Here is a 2,933-nt window from a genome sequence, read left to right on the forward strand (position 1 = left end):
AAGCTTGTTGAAAACCAAAGGGTTAAGTTAGAAAGGGCGCATGGCGGATGCCTTGGCACTAGGAGCCTAAGAAGGACGGCACTAACACCGATATGCTCCGGGGAGCTGTAAGTAAGCTTTGATCCGGAGATTTCCGAATGGGGAAACCCACTGTCCATAATGGGACAGTACGTTTACGTGAATACATAGCGTAAACGAGGCACACCCGGAGAACTGAAACATCTAAGTATCCGGAGGAATAGAAAGAAAAATCGATTCCCTGAGTAGCGGCGAGCGAAACGGGAAGAGCCCAAACCAAGAAGCTTGCTTCTTGGGGTTGTAGGACACTCTATACGGAGTTACAAAGGAATGGATTAGACGAAGCGACCTGGAAAGGTCCGCCGTAGCGGGTAAAAGCCCCGTAGTCGAAAGTCCATTCTCTCCAGAGTGTATCCTGAGTACGGCGGAACACGTGAAATTCCGTCGGAATCCGGGAGGACCATCTCCCAAGGCTAAATACTCCCTAGTGACCGATAGTGAACCAGTACCGTGAGGGAAAGGTGAAAAGCACCCCGGAAGGGGAGTGAAATAGATCCTGAAACCATGTGCCTACAAGTTGTCAGAGCCCGTTAATGGGTGATGGCGTGCCTTTTGTAGAATGAACCGGCGAGTTACGATTCCATGCAAGGTTAAGCAGTGAATGCGGAGCCGCAGCGAAAGCGAGTCTGAATAGGGCGATAGAGTATGGGGTCGTAGACCCGAAACCAGGTGATCTACCCATGTCCAGGGTGAAGGTAAGGTAACACTTACTGGAGGCCCGAACCCACGTACGTTGAAAAGTGCGGGGATGAGGTGTGGGTAGCGGTGAAATTCCAATCGAACCTGGAGATAGCTGGTTCTCTCCGAAATAGCTTTAGGGCTAGCCTCAAACTTAAGAATCTCGGAGGTAGAGCACTGTTTGGACTAGGGGCCCATCCCGGGTTACCGAATTCAGACAAACTCCGAATGCCGATGATTTATGTTTGGGAGTCAGACTGCGGGTGATAAGATCCGTAGTCGAGAGGGAAACAGCCCAGACCACCAGTTAAGGTCCCCAAGTATTCGTTAAGTGGAAAAGGATGTGGCGTTGCCCAGACAACCAGGATGTTGGCTTAGAAGCAGCCATCATTTAAAGAGTGCGTAATAGCTCACTGGTCGAGTGGCGCTGCGCCGAAAATGTACCGGGGCTAAACGAATCACCGAAACTGTGGATTGACATCTTAGATGTCAGTGGTAGGAGAGCGTTCCAAGGGCGTCGAAGCTAGACCGTAAGGACTGGTGGAGCGCTTGGAAGTGAGAATGCCGGTATGAGTAGCGAAAGAAGGGTGAGAATCCCTTCCACCGAATGCCCAAGGTTTCCTGAGGAAGGCTCGTCCGCTCAGGGTTAGTCAGGACCTAAGTTGAGGCCGAAAGGCGTAGACGATGGACAACAGGTTGATATTCCTGTACCACCTCCCCGCCGTTTGAGCAATGGGGTGACGCAGTAGGATAGGGTGAGCGCGCTGTTGGTCATGCGCGTCTAAGCAGTGAGGTGTGGAATGAGGCAAATCCCATTCCTATAACATTGAGCTGTGATAGCAAGGGGATTCGTCCCTGAGTCCCTGATTTCACGCTGCCAAGAAAAGCCTCTAGCGAGGCGGGAGGTGCCTGTACCGCAAACCGACACAGGTAGGCGAGGAGAGAATCCTAAGGTGATCGAGAGAACTCTCGTTAAGGAACTCGGCAAAATGACCCCGTAACTTCGGGAGAAGGGGTGCTCTGGTAGGGTGTTAAAGCCCGAGAGAGCCGCAGTGAATAGGCCCAGGCGACTGTTTAGCAAAAACACAGGTCTCTGCAAAACCGCAAGGTGAAGTATAGGGGCTGACGCCTGCCCGGTGCTGGAAGGTTAAGAGGAGAGGTCAGCGCAAGCGAAGCTTCGAATTGAAGCCCCAGTAAACGGCGGCCGTAACTATAACGGTCCTAAGGTAGCGAAATTCCTTGTCGGGTAAGTTCCGACCCGCACGAAAGGCGTAACGATCTGGGCACTGTCTCAACGAGAGACTCGGTGAAATTATAATACCTGTGAAGATGCAGGTTACCCGCGACAGGACGGAAAGACCCCGTGGAGCTTTACTGTAACCTGATATTGAATTCCGGTGCAGCCTGTACAGGATAGGTAGGAGCCTTGGATTCCGGAGCGCTAGCTTCGGATGAGGCGTTGGTGGGATACTACCCTGGCTGTATTGGACTTCTAACCCATGCCCCTTATCGGGGCAGGAGACAGTGTCAGGCGGGCAGTTTGACTGGGGCGGTCGCCTCCTAAAGAGTAACGGAGGCGCCCAAAGGTTCCCTCAGAATGGTCGGACATCATTCGTAGAGTGCAAAGGCATAAGGGAGCTTGACTGCGAGACCTACAAGTCGAGCAGGGTCGAAAGACGGGCTTAGTGATCCGGTGGTTCCGCATGGAAGGGCCATCGCTCAACGGATAAAAGCTACCCCGGGGATAACAGGCTTATCTCCCCCAAGAGTCCACATCGACGGGGAGGTTTGGCACCTCGATGTCGGCTCATCGCATCCTGGGGCTGTAGTCGGTCCCAAGGGTTGGGCTGTTCGCCCATTAAAGCGGTACGCGAGCTGGGTTCAGAACGTCGTGAGACAGTTCGGTCCCTATCCGTCGCGGGCGCAGGAAATTTGAGAGGAGCTGTCCTTAGTACGAGAGGACCGGGATGGACATACCTCTGGTGTACCAGTTGTCTTGCCAAAGGCATCGCTGGGTAGCTATGTATGGACGGGATAAATGCTGAAAGCATCTAAGCATGAAGCCCCCCTCGAGATGAGATTTCCCATTACGCAAGTAAGTAAGATCCCTCAAAGAAGATGAGGTTGATAGGTCTGGGGTGGAAGCGCGGCGACGTGTGGAGCTGACGGATACTAAT

1 rRNA gene is annotated in these 2,933 nt (G+C 52.9%); it reads left to right on the forward strand.

The annotated features are described in order from the left end of the window. Nucleotides 1-20: 20 nt before the first annotated feature. Nucleotides 21-2,933, forward strand: a 23S ribosomal RNA gene (locus tag H2672_RS18980); the annotation flags it as partial.

Source organism: Sporosarcina sp. BP05 (genome assembly GCF_014282005.1).
GTDB lineage: Bacteria > Bacillota > Bacilli > Bacillales_A > Planococcaceae > Sporosarcina.